Origin of the sequence: Streptomyces sp. JW3, from assembly GCF_052216785.1 — a bacterium.
Taxonomy (GTDB): Bacteria; Actinomycetota; Actinomycetes; order Streptomycetales; family Streptomycetaceae; genus Streptomyces.
This window is the reverse complement of sequence record NZ_JBQOUX010000151.1, coordinates 1-16083: the sequence shown is the minus strand read 5'-3', so window position 1 is coordinate 16083 and position 16083 is coordinate 1. Positions and strand designations below refer to the sequence as shown.

The 16083-nt window shown below is 73.5% G+C and carries 12 protein-coding genes and 1 pseudogene; 10 read left to right on the top strand and 3 right to left on the bottom strand.

Annotated features, from left to right (window positions below; genetic code table 11):
* Window positions 1-59 precede the first annotated feature (59 nt).
* Together ACTT8P_RS35530 and ACTT8P_RS35525 are read right to left on the bottom strand one after the other, a co-directional pair.
* Window positions 60-335, bottom strand: a complete 276-nt coding sequence (locus ACTT8P_RS35530) for an antitoxin (RefSeq protein WP_442835922.1) — start codon at window positions 333-335, stop codon at window positions 60-62.
* Between the two features lie 35 nt (window positions 336-370).
* Window positions 371-640, bottom strand: coding sequence for a hypothetical protein (locus ACTT8P_RS35525; RefSeq protein ID WP_442835921.1), 270 nt, complete (start codon window positions 638-640; stop codon window positions 371-373).
* A gap of 181 nt (window positions 641-821) precedes the next feature.
* On the opposite strand from ACTT8P_RS35525, the gene miaA reads away from it, so the two are divergent.
* From miaA to hflX, 6 genes are all read left to right on the top strand, one after another.
* Entirely contained in the window at window positions 822-1760 is a 939-nt protein-coding gene (gene miaA / locus ACTT8P_RS35520) for a tRNA (adenosine(37)-N6)-dimethylallyltransferase MiaA (protein ID WP_442835920.1), read from the top strand.
* Between the two features lie 108 nt (window positions 1761-1868).
* The gene (locus tag ACTT8P_RS35515) at window positions 1869-2438 is read left to right on the top strand and encodes a hypothetical protein (RefSeq protein WP_442835924.1); all 570 of its coding nucleotides are present in this window, start codon (window positions 1869-1871) and stop codon (window positions 2436-2438) included.
* Window positions 2439-2488: 50 nt separating this feature from the next.
* Window positions 2489-3358, top strand: coding sequence for a diaminopimelate epimerase (gene dapF, locus ACTT8P_RS35510; RefSeq protein WP_442835919.1), 870 nt, complete (start codon window positions 2489-2491; stop codon window positions 3356-3358).
* A 216-nt stretch (window positions 3359-3574) separates the two neighbouring features.
* A complete protein-coding gene (locus tag ACTT8P_RS35505; RefSeq protein ID WP_442835918.1) occupies window positions 3575-5740 on the top strand; it encodes a RelA/SpoT family protein in 2166 nt (721 codons plus the stop codon).
* A gap of 300 nt (window positions 5741-6040) precedes the next feature.
* On the top strand, window positions 6041-7564 hold the full coding sequence (locus ACTT8P_RS35500; protein WP_442835917.1) for a M1 family metallopeptidase: 1524 nt from the start codon (window positions 6041-6043) through the stop codon (window positions 7562-7564).
* A 210-nt stretch (window positions 7565-7774) separates the two neighbouring features.
* Entirely contained in the window at window positions 7775-9265 is a 1491-nt protein-coding gene (gene hflX, locus ACTT8P_RS35495) for a GTPase HflX (protein WP_442835916.1), read from the top strand.
* A 75-nt stretch (window positions 9266-9340) separates the two neighbouring features.
* On the opposite strand, the pseudogene ACTT8P_RS35490 reads toward hflX, so the two are convergent.
* Window positions 9341-9916: pseudogene (locus tag ACTT8P_RS35490) on the bottom strand (hypothetical protein); the annotation flags it as partial.
* 264 nt (window positions 9917-10180) lie between these two features.
* Between ACTT8P_RS35490 and ACTT8P_RS35485 the strand changes: the two are divergent.
* The 4 genes from ACTT8P_RS35485 (at window position 10181) to ACTT8P_RS35470 (ending at window position 16041) form a co-directional block, all read left to right on the top strand.
* On the top strand, window positions 10181-11377 hold the full coding sequence (locus ACTT8P_RS35485) for an aminotransferase class III-fold pyridoxal phosphate-dependent enzyme (protein ID WP_442835915.1): 1197 nt from the start codon (window positions 10181-10183) through the stop codon (window positions 11375-11377).
* A gap of 87 nt (window positions 11378-11464) precedes the next feature.
* Window positions 11465-13276: an IucA/IucC family protein gene (locus tag ACTT8P_RS35480; protein ID WP_442835914.1), complete on the top strand. Its 1812-nt coding sequence runs from the start codon at window positions 11465-11467 to the stop codon at window positions 13274-13276.
* 19 nt (window positions 13277-13295) lie between these two features.
* Entirely contained in the window at window positions 13296-13928 is a 633-nt protein-coding gene (locus tag ACTT8P_RS35475; protein ID WP_442835923.1) for a GNAT family N-acetyltransferase, read from the top strand.
* 124 nt (window positions 13929-14052) lie between these two features.
* Window positions 14053-16041 carry an ATP-dependent DNA helicase gene (locus ACTT8P_RS35470; RefSeq protein WP_442835913.1) on the top strand — a complete coding sequence of 663 codons (1989 nt, stop codon included), beginning with the start codon at window positions 14053-14055 and terminating at the stop codon, window positions 16039-16041.
* The last annotated feature ends 42 nt before the right edge of the window (window positions 16042-16083 follow it).

The following is a 16083-nucleotide window of genomic DNA, read 5'->3' as shown; positions in this document are numbered from 1 at the left end:
GCCCGGAGCCCATGCGCTCCGCGGCCGTCCGCCGTCGGGTACCCGCCGATCCGTGCCGTTCAGCCGGCCGGGGGTGTGGGGCCGCCCGCCGGGGGCGTGCCGCCCGTCGGGCCGGAGCCGGGATCGTCCTTGTGGCCCAGGCGGTCCACCGCGTCCTTGGCCTTGCCCGTGCCGGACTGGATCCGGTCGCTGTACTTGCCCTTGGTCTTCTCGTCGACGGTCTTCGCCGCCCTGTCGAGCCCGTGCTGGATCTTGCCCCCGTGCTGTTGCGCGAGGTCGGAGACCTTGCCCTTCGCCGGGCCCAGCTTGGCCTTCAAGTTGTCCAGGAGACCCATGGTCCACCTTCCTGCGCGGCTGGTGCGGTCAACTGTCAGGTGCGGGCGCCCTCACCGGCCTCGTTGTCGACGGCCTCCCCGGCGGACTGCTGCTTGGGGATCTCGACACCGTCGGACCCGGCACCGCCGGCGGCCTCCTCGACCGCCGGCTGCGCCGTCCCGTCGGCTGCGGCCCCGGCCGGTTCAGCGGCGACGGCCACCTTCTCCGCCTCGGCCTCGCCGGCCGGAGCGCCGGCCGGCGCCTCGGTGGCCGCTGCCTCCTCCGTGGCCTTCGACCTCCGAAGAAGTCGTGTAAAAACGCCCATATCAACTCCATACGGTACTCGTGCGGGCGAATTCCCGCGTCGCCCGGTGCGTCCGTTCGCGCGACCCGGGCCACCGCCTCCGTGCGCCGGGGCGGGAACCTCGCAACGGGCAACGACCCCGATGACGTCCCGTCACGTAACTCGTTCGTGGCCGCGCCGGGAGGTTTGCGAGACTGGGGCGGTGAGCAGTGCACCTCCCGCCCCCCGTGTCATCGCCGTCGTCGGACCGACCGCGGCCGGTAAGTCCGATCTGGGCGTCTTTCTGGCCCAGCGGCTCGGCGGCGAAGTCGTCAACGCCGACTCCATGCAGCTCTATCGAGGGATGGACATCGGCACCGCCAAACTGACGCCCGAGGAACGCGCGGGAGTCCCGCACCACCTCCTGGACATCTGGGACGTGACCGTCACCGCCTCCGTCGCCGAGTACCAGCGCCTCGCCCGGGAACGGATCGACGCCCTGCTCGCCGCCGGCCGCTGGCCGGTCCTGGTCGGCGGTTCCGGCCTCTACGTGCGGGGCGCCGTCGACAAGATGGAGTTCCCCGGCACCGACCCGGAGATCAGGGCCAGGCTGGAGGAGGAGCTGACCCTGCGCGGCTCCGGGGCGCTGCACGCCCGGCTGGCCGCCGCCGACCCGGAGGCCGCCCGCGCCATCCTGCCCAGCAACGGCCGCCGGATCGTCCGCGCGCTCGAGGTGATCGAGATCACCGGCCGCCCCTTCACCGCCAACCTCCCCGGCCACGACTCGGTCTACGACACCGTGCAGATCGGCGTCGACGTGGCCCGCCCGGAACTGGACGCCCGTATCGCGCGCCGGGTGGACCGGATGTGGGAGGCCGGTCTGGTGGAGGAAGTACGCGCACTGGAGGCGCGCGGGTTGCGAGAGGGGCGTACGGCGTCGCGCGCCCTCGGCTACCAGCAGGTGCTCACGGCGCTCGCCGGTGAGCGCACCATGAACGAGGCCCGGGGCGAGACCGTACGGGCCACCAAACGCTTCGCGCGCCGTCAGGATTCGTGGTTCAGGCGCGACCCACGGGTGCACTGGTTGAGTGGGGCCGCGGCGGACCTCGGGGAACTTCCGCGGCTCGCGCTGTCGTTGGTCGAACGACCGGTTACAGCCTGATCACGTCATGGCATCGGGACGCTCCGGCCGTCATCGCGGCCTCCGGGGGCGTGCCATCATCGAGCTTCGATCGACCAAGTGGAGTCCTAGTGGGGAGGGCGCGTGGCGATGGAGGCCGGCCCTCGTGACACCGCACCGAGCACCGATCACATCACCGTCGACGGCCCGGAGCCGGACGCGGACCGTCCGGACCCGGACCGTCCGGACCCGGACCGGCTGAGCCCGGACCGGCTGAGCCCGGACCGGCTGAGCCCGGACCGGCTGGACGGGCTCGACGAGACGTCCGGCGGTGTGACCGCCGACGGCCCGGAGCCCGAGGAGATGTACGCGAGCGGCGAAGAGGTCGAGGTCGAGCTGCGCCCGCAGCGGCGGCTGCGCCTGTGGCAGCTCGCGCCCATCGTGTGCCTGGCCGCCGTCGGCTCCCTGATGTTCGCCTTCCCGCTGGCCTTCGACTTCGGCGACAGCGGGGCGATGATCGCCATGCTGGGGCTGCTGATCTGCTCCTGCGCGGCCGGCTGGGGCATGATGGCGGCCCGCCGCGTCGGCCACACCTGGCCGGGCCTGCCCCAGCGCGGCGCGGGCCGCCGCCCTGACTGGCGGGTGGTCCTCGCCTACGTGGTCGTGGTGGCGGCGGTCGTCGTCCTCGCGGTGTGGCGGGTGGCCCGCCTGCGCGGCTGACGCCGCCCCTGTCCGGCGGGCATGCCGGCGCCACCCCGTACGATCGAGGAATGAGCACGCGGATCGCTTTCCTCAAGGGTCACGGGACCGAGAACGACTTCGTGATCGTGCCGGACCCGGAGAACGCCGTCGAGCTGCCGCCGGCCGCCGTCGCCGCCCTGTGCGACCGCCGTGCCGGAATCGGCGGTGACGGGCTGCTGCACGTGGTGCGGTCCGCCGCGCACCCCGAGGCCCGGCATCTGGCGGCCGAGGCCGAGTGGTTCATGGACTACCGCAACGGTGACGGGTCCGTCGCCGAGATGTGCGGCAACGGCGTGCGGGTCTTCGCGCGCTACCTCCAGCACGCCGGGCTCGCCACCGAGGGCGACCTCGCGGTCGCCACGCGCGGGGGCGTGAAGACCGTGCACCTGGCGAAGAACGGTGACATCACGGTCGGCATGGGCCGCGCGCTGCTCCCCGAGGGCGAGGTCACGGTCAGTGTGGGCGAGCGCAGCTGGCCCGCGCGGAACGTGAACATGGGCAACCCGCACGCGGTCGCCTTCGTCGCCGACCTCGCGCACGCCGGCGACCTGCACGCCCCGCCGCCGTTCAGCCCGGCCGGCGTCTACCCGGACGGGGTGAACGTCGAGTTCGTGGCCGACCGGGGGCCCGGGCACGTCGCGATGCGCGTGCACGAGCGCGGCTCCGGGGAGACCCGCTCGTGCGGCACGGGCGCGTGCGCCGTGGCCGTCGCCGCCGCCCGCCGCGACGGCGCCGACCCGGCTCTCACCGGGACGCCGGCGACGTACACGGTCGACGTCCCCGGCGGCACCCTCGTCATCACCGAGCGGCCGGACGGCGAGATCGAGATGACCGGCCCGGCGGTGATCGTCGCCGCGGGCGAGATCGAGGCGGAGTGGCTGGCAGTGGCCGCCGGGTGAGCACCAGAGCGATCCTCGACGCCCCGCTCGGAAACATAAACCCGCCGCCCGTCGCTCGAATGGGTGATCCGTTTCACGCTCGGCGAGAGGCGGTCGGCCGTACGTGATGGGCTCGATAGCATCAAGCACCGGCCCGGGCGGGGGACCGACGCCGTCCCCCGCGCCCCGCCCGCCCCGGGGTGGCCCGTCCGCCGGTCGACGCAGCCGGAGGTGCCCATGAACGCGGAGGCCGCGAAACCAGCGAGCCCAGGCCCGGTGACGCCCGCGCCCACCGTCGCCGTCACCCCGGCGGCGCCCCGCCGCAAGGCCCGCCCCCGGCTCGATCTGCGGCGTCTGGGCCGCGCCGCGCTGCTCGGCACCGGCACCCGGGGCCGGCTGCCCGACGCCATCGGCCATGTGGTCGAGGCGCACCGCGCCCACCACCCCGACGCGGCCATCGACCCGCTGCGCCGCGCCTATCTGCTCGCCGAGTCCTCGCACCGCGGCCAGATGCGCAAAAGCGGCGAGCCCTACATCACGCACCCGCTGGCCGTCACCCTGATCCTCGCCGAACTGGGCGCCGAGACCACGACGCTGACCGCCTCCCTGCTGCACGACACCGTCGAGGACACCGAGGTGACCCTCGACCAGGTCGGCGCGGAGTTCGGCGAAGAGGTCCGCTATCTCGTCGACGGCGTCACCAAACTGGAGAAGGTCGACTACGGCGCCGCCGCCGAGCCCGAGACCTTCCGCAAGATGCTCGTCGCCACCGGCAACGACGTCCGGGTGATGTCGATCAAACTCGCCGACCGGCTGCACAACATGCGCACCCTCGGCGTCATGCGCCAGGAGAAGCAGGAACGCATCGCCAAGGTCACCCGCGACGTCCTCATCCCGCTCGCCGAACGGCTCGGCGTCCAAGCGCTCAAGACCGAGCTGGAGGACCTGGTCTTCGCGGTCCTGCACCCCGAGGATCACCGCCGCACCAAGGAGCTCATCGCCGAGAACGCGGCCCGCGCGGATGACCCGCTGGCCGCCACCGCCGACGAGGTGCGCGCCGTGCTGCGCGAGGCGGACATCCCGGCGGACGTGCTGATCCGGCCCCGCCACTTCGTCTCCGTGCACCGCGTGGGCCGCAAACGCGGCCGGATCGGCCCGACCGACTTCGGCCGGCTGCTGGTCCTGGTCAACGAGGACGCCGACTGCTACGCGGTCCTGGGCGAACTGCACACCTGTCTGACGCCGGTGGTCTCGGAGTTCAAAGACTTCATCGCCGTACCCAAGTTCAACCTCTACCAGTCGCTGCACACCGCGGTGGCCCGCGCGGGCGACGGCCAGGTCGTCGAGGTCCTCATCCGCACCCACCAGATGCACAAGGTCGCCGAGGCCGGAGTCGTCGCCCTCGGCAACCCGTACACCGCGCCCGCCGAGGAGCAGTCCGCGGGCGACGGCGAGCGGATCGACCCCACCCGCCCCGGCTGGCTCTCCCGCCTCCTGGACTGGCAGCGGGCCGCCCCCGATCCCGACACCTTCTGGTCCACCCTGCGCGAGGACCTCGCCCAGGACCGGGAGATCACCGTCTTCCGCCCGGACGGCGGCACGCTGGGCCTGCCGGACGGCGCGACCTGCGTGGACGCCGCCTACGCGCAGTACGGCGAGGACGCGCACGCCTGCATCGGCGCCCGGGTCAACGGCCGGCTGGCGACGCTCAGCACGACGCTGCGCGACGGCGACACCGTGCAGCTCCTCATGGGCCAGGACCCGGCCTCCGAGCCGTCCCGGGAGTGGCTGGAGCACGCCCACACCCCCGCCGCCCGGATCGCCATCCAGCGCTGGCTCACGGCCCACCCGGGGCGCGGCGCCGCCGAGGACGCGGAGTCCGCGCGGCCGGGCACCGACGAAGGGCTGGTCGTCCGCCGTACCCCGGAGGACCCGTCCGGCGCGGACGCCCCGGCCGTCCTGGTCGACCTGCCGGACGTGACCGTACGGCTGGCCGGCTGCTGCACCCCCGTACCGCCGGACCGGGTCACCGGCTTCGCGGTGCGCGGGTCGGTGGTGACCGTGCACCGCGCGGAGTGCGCCGTGGTGACGCGGATGAAGAGCGGGGGGCGCGCGGAGGTCGGCGTGCGCTGGGGCGGCACCGCCGGCGGCCGGGTCACGCTGCTCGCCGAATCGTTCGTCCGCCCGCACCTCCTCGCCGACCTCACCGAGGCGATGGCCCTGGAGGGCGCCGAGATCGTCTCCGCGACGGTCGAACCCCCGGACCGGCAGCGCGTGCGCCACACCTACACCGTCCGCCTCCCGGATGTCGCCCACCTTCCCGCCCTGATGCGCGCGATGCGCAACGTGGCGGGCGTGTACGACGTGAGCCGCGCCCAGCAACCGCAGCCGACAGGCGGCTGAGACGAGGGGGCTCCCGCCTCGTGGTGCCTCCTGCCAGCGGTGCCTCCTGCCCGTGGTGCTTCCCGCCTCGTGGTGCCTCCTGCCGGTGGTGCTTCCCGCCTCGTGGTGCCTCCTGCCGGTGGTGCTTCCCGCCTCGTGGTGCCTCCTGCCCGTGGTGCTTCCCGTCCGTGGTGTCTCCCGCCCCGGTGGTGCCTCCCGCCCGTGGCGCACGCCTGAGCGCTCCGAAGTCCGGGAACCCGTTCGGGTGCGCCGGGCGCGCGTCGTCGACGTCGGGCGCGCGGGCGCTGATAGCGGTGGGGCATGCCGCACACCCCCCGCGTCCCCACCCCCCGTCCCCGCCTCGGCCGCCGCGGGCGGCGGCCGCGGGCGGCGGCGCTGCTCGCCTCGGCCGTCTCCGTCTCTCTGATCGCCGCGAGCGCCCCGCCGGCCCCGCTCGGCATCGGCGACCGCCTCTTCCCCCACCTGGGCAACCCCGGCTACGACGTGCTGGCGTACGACCTCTCCTTCAGCTACTCCGGTACGAACACCGAGCCGCTGCGCGCCGTCACCACCATCGAGGCCCGGACCACGGCCGACCTGGACCGGATCAACCTGGACTTCGCCCACGGCACGGTCGGCTCCGTCGAGGTCGACGGCGACCCCGCCGACTTCGCCACCGCCGGCGAGGACCTGGTGATCACGCCCGAGGACGCGCTGGACGAGGGCGACCGGACCCGGATCACCGTGCGGCACACCAGCGACCCCGTCCACCCCGAAGGCCGCCAGGGCGGCTGGGTGCGCACCGCGGACGGCCTCGCCATGGCCAACCAGGCCGACGCCGCCCACCTGGTCTTCCCGTGCAACGACCACCCTTCCGACAAGGCGTACTTCACCGTCCGGGTCACCGCCCCGGACGGCCACACCGCCGTCGCCGGCGGGCTGCCGGCCGACCGGCCCCGCGCGGCCGACGGCGCGACGACCTGGACGTACCGCACCCGGCACCCGATGGCCACCGAACTCGCCCAGGTGTCCATCGGCCGCTCCACCGTCCTGCACCGTACCGGCCCGCACGGCCTGCCGGTACGGGACGTCGTCCCCACCCGGCACCGCGCGGCGCTCGAACCCTGGCTGGCGAAGACCCCCGGCCAGATCGCCTGGATGGAGCGCAAGGTCGGGCCCTACCCCTTCGAGACGTACGGCCTGCTCATGGCCGACGCCTCGACCGGTTTCGAACTGGAGACGCAGACGCTCTCCCTCTTCGAGCGGGAACTGTTCACCGAGCCCGCCTACCCGAAGTGGTATGTCGAGTCGATCATGGTGCACGAACTGGCCCACCAGTGGTTCGGCGACAGCGTCAGCCCGCGCGCCTGGTCCGACCTGTGGCTCAACGAGGGGCACGCCACCTGGTACGAGGCCCTGTACGCCCAGGAGCAGGCCGGCCGAACGCTCACCGCGCGGATGAAGGCCGCCTACGGCGCCTCCGACCAGTGGCGCGCCAAGGGCGGACCGCCGGCCGCGCCCAAGGCGCCCGAACCGGGCCGCAAGACGAGCATCTTCCGGCCCAGCGTCTACGACGGCTCCGCGCTGGTCCTCTACGCACTGCGCCAGGAGATCGGTGCCCCGGCCTTCGAACGCCTCGAACGGACCTGGGTGAGCCGGCACCGGGACGCCGCCGCGAGCACCACCGACTTCGTCCAGCTCACCGCCGAGGTTTCCGGTCGCGACCTGGCCGGCTTCTTCGACGCCTGGCTCTACGGCGCGAAGACCCCGCCGATGCCGGGCCACCCCGACTGGAAACCGGTCCAGCAGCCGGAGACGACTACCTCGCCGACGCCCGGGGAATAAGCCGGTGACGAGACGTCCCGTGCCGTGCGACCATTTTCCGGACCGCTTCCCGGACCGCTTCCCGGACTGCTTTCCGGTTCCCGGACTGCTTTCCGGACTGCTTTCCGGTCGGTGCGGCGCGGGCGCGGGAATCTCGCCGCCCGCTCACGCGTTGTGACATACGACGCGGGAAAGCGCCGCAGTATCCGTTCCCAGAGACGTAAGGATCCAATGACCTCCTCTTCTTCCCCTTCCCAGGACACCAAGCGCCTCGCGCACACCTATCCCGAAGGTCTTCGGGCCGATGCCCTGATGGAAGAGGACGTCGCCTGGAGCCACGGAGACGACGCGGAGTGGGACGGCGACCAGTTCGACCGCTCCGAGCGCGCGGCCCTGCGTCGCGTGGTGGGCCTGTCCACCGAGCTCGAGGACGTCACCGAGGTCGAGTACCGACAGCTCCGCCTGGAGCGGGTCGTCCTCGTCGGCGTCTGGACCACCGGTACGGCACGGGACGCGGAGAACTCCCTCGCGGAGCTGGCCGCCCTCGCCGAGACCGCGGGCGCGCTCGTCCTCGACGGCGTGATCCAGCGCCGTGACAAGCCCGACCCGGCCACCTACATCGGCTCCGGCAAGGCCCAGGAGCTGCGCGACGTCGTGCTGGAGACGGGCGCGGACACGGTCATCTGCGACGGTGAGCTGAGCCCCGGCCAGCTGATCCAGCTGGAGGACGTCACCAAGGTCAAGGTCATCGACCGGACCGCCCTGATCCTGGACATCTTCGCCCAGCACGCCAAGTCCCGGGAGGGCAAGGCGCAGGTCGCGCTCGCGCAGATGCAGTACATGCTGCCGAGGCTGCGCGGCTGGGGCCAGTCGCTGTCCCGGCAGATGGGTGGCGGTCGCGGCGGTCTCGCGACCCGCGGTCCCGGTGAGACCAAGATCGAGACGGACCGGCGCCGGATCCGCGAGAAGATGGCCAAGATGCGCCGTGAGATCGCGGAGATGAAGACCGGTCGCGAGATCAAGCGCCAGGAGCGCCGGCGCCACAAGGTGCCGTCGGTCGCCATCGCCGGCTACACCAACGCCGGCAAGTCCTCCTTGCTCAACCGCCTCACCGGCGCGGGCGTCCTGGTCGAGAACGCGCTGTTCGCGACCCTGGACCCGACCGTGCGCCGCGCGGAGACGCCGAGCGGGCGGCTGTACACGCTGACGGACACCGTCGGCTTCGTCCGGCACCTGCCGCACCACCTGGTCGAGGCGTTCCGCTCCACGATGGAGGAGGTCGGCGACGCCGACCTGATCCTGCACGTGGTGGACGGGTCGCATCCGGTCCCGGAGGAGCAGCTCGCCGCCGTGCGCGAGGTGATCAGGGACGTCGGCGCCACCGACGTACCCGAGATCGTCGTGATCAACAAGGCCGACCTGGCCGACCCGCTGGTGCTCCAGCGGCTGCTGCGGGTCGAGAAGCACTCCATCGCCGTCTCCGCCCGCACCGGCCGGGGCATCGAGGAACTGCTCGCGCTGATCGACGAGGAGCTGCCCCGCCCGTCCGTCGAGATCGAGGCGCTGGTGCCGTACACGCACGGCAAGCTGGTCGCCCGCGCCCACGACGAGGGCGAGGTGATCTCCGAGGAGCACACCCCGGAGGGCACCCTGCTCAAGCTCCGGGTGCACGAGGAACTGGCGGCGGAGCTCGCGCCGTACGTACCGGCGCCGCTCGCCTGACCGGCACGGGACTGCGTACACGCCGAGGGCCGCTCCTGCTGAGGCAGGGGCGGCCCTCGCCGTATTACTGGCGTACTACTGGCTCCCGTCCCCGGCGGCGTCCGCGCTGACCGCGTCGTACACGGCCCTCGCCTTCTCGCCCAGCCGCGGACCGGCCAGCCAGCCCGCGCCCACCGGGCCGATGGAGGTGTTGGACACCAGCGCCGGGCTCCCGTCGGCACCGGCCGCGATCCAGCCGCCGCCGGACGCCCCCGGTCATGGTGCGGCCGATGCGGTACATCGTCGGCTCGGCCGCGTCGACCGACAGCCGGCCCGGCCGGTCCTCGCACCCGAACAGCGTCTGCCCGTCGAACGGCGTAGCGGCCGGATAGCCGAGCGCTCCCTACGGCGTGTGGTGGGGCGACCGGGCGCGGACCTCGGACCAGTGGATCGCGCGGGGCGGGGACGGGGCACTTCACCCTCGGTGGCGTTCGCCAGTTCCTCGCCCGGCCGGTCCGCGTCGTTGTACGACGGCACGAACGCGATGTTGCGGTACCAGCCGCCGGTCCGGCCGGCGTGCACGCAGTGCCCGGCGGTCCACACCAGATCGGACCGGCCGGGACGCGCCGGGTCCGCCGTCACGGTGGCCGAGCAGACCATCTGGCCCTCGGGCGCGCTGTGGGGGACCGTCGCCGGAACGGCAACGGCTGCCGCACCGCGCGGATCTCGCGGCAAGCCGTAACCCCGTGCGCGATCGGGGGTTGGTAGCGGTGAGGGGTGGCCTGCTGCCCGACCGAGATCCCCCTCTGAACAGCGGGAGGACAGAAAACCGTGGCCGGATCCGGGTGCGGGGGGTTGGTGTCGTCGGGGGACGGGGCGGCTGGGACGGCGGTGCGTTCCGCCGGGGCTGCCGGGTCTGCCGGGTGTGCCGGAGAGGTGACCCCAGGGGCGTACGAGGGTGCAGCACGGCGCCCGCCGGCGCGCGAGGCGGCGGCGCGTACCTACCCGCACGCCCTGCCGATCGTCCCGGTCCGCGCGCGGGGCCTCACCGTGGAGGGCCCGGACGGCCGCCGCTATCTGGACTGCCTGTCCGGCGCCGGCACCCTGGCCCTCGGGCACAACCATCCGGTCGTGCTGGAGGCGATCCGCGCGGTGCTCGACGCCGGCGCCCCCTTGCAGGCCCCCGGCCTGCCGACACCGGTCAAGGACGCCTTCGTCGACGAACTCCGGCACACCCTGCCGCCCGCGCTCGCCCGGCACGCGCGCGTACGGTTCTGCGGCCCCTGCGAGACGGACGCGCTGGACACCGCCGCCGCACTCGTCCGCGCGGCGACCGGGCGGCCGGGCATGGTCGCGTGCGGTGCGGGAGAACCGGCCGGGCCGTGGACCGGCCCCGAGCCGGCCGGGCTGTTCCTGGCGCCGGTCTCGGACGAGGACCTGCGTCCCGTCTCCGACGACCGGATGCGCCGTACGCGACGGCTTACCGCTGAGCGGTCCGTCGCGCTGATCGCCGACGAGCGAAGCACAGGCGTCGGCCGGACCGGTGCCTACTGGGCGGTGGACCACGCCGGGGTCGTCCCTGATGTGCTGGTCCTGGCCAAGGCGATCGGCGGCAGCCTGCCGCTGTCCGTCGGCGTCCACCACGACGCCCTCGACCCCGGCCCCGGGGACCTCGGCGCCCGTACCGCGGCGCTCTGCGGCAACCAGCTCGCCATGGCCGCCGGTACGGCGACCCTCGCCCACGTCCGCGAGAACCGCCTCGCCGAGCACGCGGCCGCCCTGGGCGCCGGTCTGCTCGGCCGGCTGCGGGAACTGGCCGGCTCCCATCCGTGCGTCGGTGAGGTGCGCGGGCGCGGGCTGATGATCGGGATCGAGTTCGTGCGGGCCGGGGAACATCCACTCGACGGCCGCCGCCCCGCGCCCGAACTGGCGGCCGCCGTCCAGCGCGAGTGCCTGCGCCGCGGCCTCATCGTGGGCATCGGCGGCCGCTCCGCCCACCTGGTCCGGCTGCTGCCGCCGCTGACCACCACGAAGGACCAGGCGGCGGCGGTACTCGACCGCCTGGCCGACGCCGTCGACTCGGCGGCCCGCGGCCACCGCGGCCGCGCCCCGGCCGATCCGCACCCGGGCTGAGCAGCCTCCTCGCGCGACGGTCCGGTATACCGATCTTCCGCCGGTCGCAGGAGATCGTACTAATCATCCCTTTCGCAGTACTTCAGTATGAAGAAACGTTCATCCAAAGGATCCGCCTTGATCTCCTTCCCCTCGTCCGAGAACCGTGCCCGCCCCGGCGCCCACGAGACCGTGCCCAGACAGCAGCCACCGGCCGAATCGGACCCCCACTCCGCGGCGCAGGCCGCCACCGTGGAGAACCTGCTGCGCTGCTGGTTCCGGGAGACCGGCGCGCCTGCCCCGGAGGACAGGATTCTCCGCGTGCCCCTGCCCGCCAGCGGTACGGCCCTGCTGGTACCCGTCGAGTACTGGTCGCCGACCGGCCGGCACCGCCTCGGCGCCCCGTGCCTGGCCGGGGCCCCCGGACCGGTCGACGCCGTCACGGTCGCCGCGCTGCTCGCAAGGGAGGCGCCCGGCGCCCCGGAGGACGCCGTCGACCTGGTGGCCCGGGTCGCCGACTCGGTCCGCCGCACCACCGTCTTCATCGCCGACCGCCGGGCCCGGCCGGCCGATCCCGCCGATCTGTTCCTCGCCGCCGAACAGGCCCTCGTCCACGGCCACCCGCTGCACCCCACCCCGAAGAGCCGCGAGGGACTCTCCGAGAGCGAACTGCGCCGCTACTCACCGGAACTGCGCGGCTCCTTCGCCCTGCACTGGATGGCGGTCGCCCCCGCCGTGCTCCGTACCGACTCCGCCTGGACCGAACGCGGCCGCCCTGTCACCGGCCCCCGGCTCACCGCCCGGCTGGGACCGGAACGCGAGCTGCCGGACCTGCCGGACGGATACGCCGCCCTGCCCCTGCACCCCTGGCAGGCCCAGGAGCTCCGGCGCCGGCCCGAGGTCGCGGCCCTGCTGGACGCCGGACTCCTACGCGACCTCGGCGTCCGGGGCCGGCCCTGGTCGCCCACCTCCTCCGTGCGCACTGTCCACCGCACCGCCGCGCCCGCCATGCTCAAGCTCTCGCTGGGCCTGCGCATCACCAACTCACGCCGGGAGAACCTCCGTAAGGAACTCCACCGGGGCGTCGAGGTGCACCGCCTCCTGCGCCGGGGACTCGCGGCCCGGTGGCAGGCCGCGCATCCGGGGTTCGACATCGTCCGCGACCCGGCCTGGCTGGCCGTGGACGGACCGGACGGCGCACCCGTGCGCGGACTCGACGTCGTCATCCGGCACAACCCGTTCAGCCCATCCGACGACGTCAGCTGCGTCGCCGGACTCGTCGCGCCCCGCGCCCACACTCCCGCCTCCCGGCTGGCCGACATCGTCCACCGGCTGTCCGCCCGGACCGGACAGCCGTACGACACCGTGGCCGCCGACTGGTTCCTGCGCTACCTCGAACAGGTGGTCCGCCCCGTCCTGTGGCTGGACGGCGAAGCGGGCATCGCCCTGGAGGCACACCAGCAGAACACGCTGCTCCTGCTGGACGCCGACGGGTGGCCCACGGGCGGCCGCTACCGCGACAACCAGGGCTACTACTTCCGCGCGTCGCACCGCGCGGAGCTCGACGCCCGGCTGCCCGGCATCGGCGAGCAGAGCGACACGTTCGTCTCCGACGAGGTCGCCGACGAACGGTTCACGTACTACCTGGCGATCAACAACGTCCTCGGCCTGGTCGGCGCCCTCGGCTCCCAGCGGCTCGCCGACGAAAGGCTTCTGCTCGGCGTCTTCCGCCGCTTCCTGAGCAAGGCCGCCGCCGGACCGCGCCGGATGCGCAGCTCGCTGCCCGCCCGGCTCCTCGACTCACCCGTCCTGCGCTGCAAGGCCAATCTGCTGACCCGGATGTGGGGCCTCGACGAACTCGTCGGCCCGGTCGACACCCAGTCCGTCTACGTCACCCTGGACAACCCTCTGCACCAGTGACCGGCTCAAACCTTGACCGCTGACCCGCCCGAGTCGTCACAGCCGACCCGGCCGAAACAGGAGCGACACCGTGCCACGCACCGAGGTGAGGACCCACGTCGCCGACTGGGGCCCGACCGACACCCCCGTCGGCGCGTTCCGCCTGCTCCCGGTGCGCCTCGGACGGGACCTGCGGCTGCTCAGCCGCTGGATGAACGATCCGGCGGTCGCCCGGTTCTGGGAGCTGGCCGGGCCGCCGGGCATCACCGAGGCCCACGTCCGCGCCCAGCTCACCGGGGACGGCGACAGCGTGCCGTGCCTCGGTGTCCTGGCGGGCAGGCCGATGAGCTACTGGGAGATCTACCGCGCCGACCTCGATCCGCTGGCCCGCCACTGCGCCGTACGGCCCCACGACATCGGCATCCATCTGCTCATCGGTGCCGCCGCCGACCGGGGACGAGGGCTCGGCACCACGCTGATCAGGGCCGTCGCCGAACTCGCGCTGGACCGGCGGCTCGCGTGCACGCGCGTCCTCGCGGAACCGGACCTCCGCAACACCGCCTGCGTCGCCGCGTTCCTGGGCGCCGGCTTCCGATTCGGCGGCGCGGTCGACCTGCCGGCCAAACGGGCGGCCCTCATGGTCCGGGACCGGGCCCGGGACCGGCCCCGGTAGCGCCGTCCACCACCTCCGTGCGCCCTGCTGTCCTTCTCTGCGCCCCTGCCGGGCTTTTGGCGGGGGGCCCACCCGGCCGCCTGCTCACCCGTTTGTCAGTGTCGGGCCGTAGGGTGGTCGCGCTATGACGAAGCCCTCACTCCCCGAACTCCTGCATGCTGCCGTCACCGCCGTCGGCGGCACGGAGCGTCCCGGCCAGGTGGCCATGGCCGAAGCGGTCGCGGAGGCGATCGACGACGGTTCCCATCTGCTGGTCCAGGCCGGCACCGGCACCGGCAAGTCGCTCGGCTACCTCGTGCCCGCGCTCGCGCACGGGGACCGGGTGATCGTGGCGACCGCGACGCTCGCCCTCCAGCGCCAGCTCGTCGAGCGGGACCTGCCACGCACGGTGGACGCGCTCCATCCGCTGCTGCGCCGCCGCCCGGAGTTCGCGATGCTCAAGGGCCGGTCGAACTACCTGTGTCTGCACCGGCTGCACGAGGGCGTCCCGCAGGACGAGGAGGAGGGCCTCTTCGACCAGTTCGAGGCCGCCGCCCCCGCCAGCAGACTGGGCCAGGACCTGCTGCGCATGCGCGACTGGGCGGACGAGACCGAGACCGGCGACCGCGACGACCTCACCCCCGGCGTCTCGGACCGGGCCTGGTCCCAGGTGTCGGTGTCGTCCCGGGAGTGCCTGGGCGCCTCGAAGTGCGCGTACGGCGCCGAGTGCTTCGCCGAGATGGCCCGGGAGCGCGCCAAGCTCGCCGAGGTGGTCGTCACCAACCACGCGCTGCTCGCCATCGACGCCATCGAGGGCGCCCCGGTCCTCCCGCAGCACGAGGTGCTGATCGTCGACGAGGCGCACGAACTGGTCTCCCGGGTCACCGGCGTAGCCACCGGCGAACTCACCCCGGGCCAGGTCAACCGCGCGGTGCGGCGCGCCGCGAAGCTGGTCAACGAGAAGGCCGCCGACCAGCTCCAGACCGCCTCCGAAGGCTTCGAACGGCTCATGGAACTGGCCCTGCCCGGCCGTCTGGAGGAGATCCCCGAGGACCTCGGCTACGCCCTGGCGGCCCTGCGCGACGCCTGCCGCACGGTGATCTCGGGGATCGGTGCCACCCGCGACAAGTCCGTCCAGGACGAGGACGCGGTCCGCAAGCAGGCCCTCGCCTCCGTGGAGAACGTGCACGACGTGGCGGAGCGGATCGTGGCCGGCTCCGAATGGGACGTCGTCTGGTACGAGCGTCACGACCGCTTCGGGGCGTCCCTGCGGGTCGCGCCCATGTCCGTGTCCGGTCTGCTGCGGGAGAAGCTGTTCGCCGACCGCTCGGTCGTGCTGACCTCGGCGACACTGAAGCTGGGCGGCGATTTCAACGGGGTGGGTGCCTCGCTCGGCCTCGCTCCCGAGGGCACCGAGGGCGAGGACGTCCCGCAGTGGAAGGGCGTCGACGTCGGCTCGCCCTTCGACTATCCCCGGCAGGGCATCCTGTACGTCGCCAAGCACCTGGCCCGCCCCGCGCGGGACGGCGACCGCGGCGACATGCTGGACGAGCTGACCGAGCTGATCCAGGCCGCCGGCGGGCGGACCCTCGGCCTTTTCTCGTCGATGCGGGCGGCCCAGCTGGCCGCCGAGGAGTTGCGGACCCGGATTCCCGAGTTTCCGATCCTGCTCCAGGGCGAGGAGACGCTCGGCGAGCTGATCAAGAACTTCGCGGGCGACCCGGAGACCTGTCTGTTCGGGACGCTGTCCCTGTGGCAGGGCGTCGACGTCCCCGGCGCGAGCTGTCAGCTGGTCGTCATGGACAAGATCCCTTTCCCGCGCCCCGACGATCCCCTGATGAGCGCTCGGCAGAAGGCCGTGGAGGAGGGCGGCGGCAACGGCTTCATGGCGGTCGCCGCCACCCACGCGGCCCTGCTGATGGCCCAGGGCGCGGGCCGGCTGGTGCGGGCCTCCGGCGACCGGGGCGTGGTCGCCGTACTGGATCCGCGCCTGGCCACGGCCCGGTACGGGAGCTATCTGAAGGCGTCACTGCCCGACTTCTGGTACACCACGGACCGTAATCAGGCCCGGAAGTCCCTCTCCGCCATCGACGCGGCGGCGAAGCAGGCGGCGGCGGGGACCGAGGCCGGGTGATCGGTGGGGGGGGGGGGGGGGGGGGGGGGGGGGGGGGGGGGG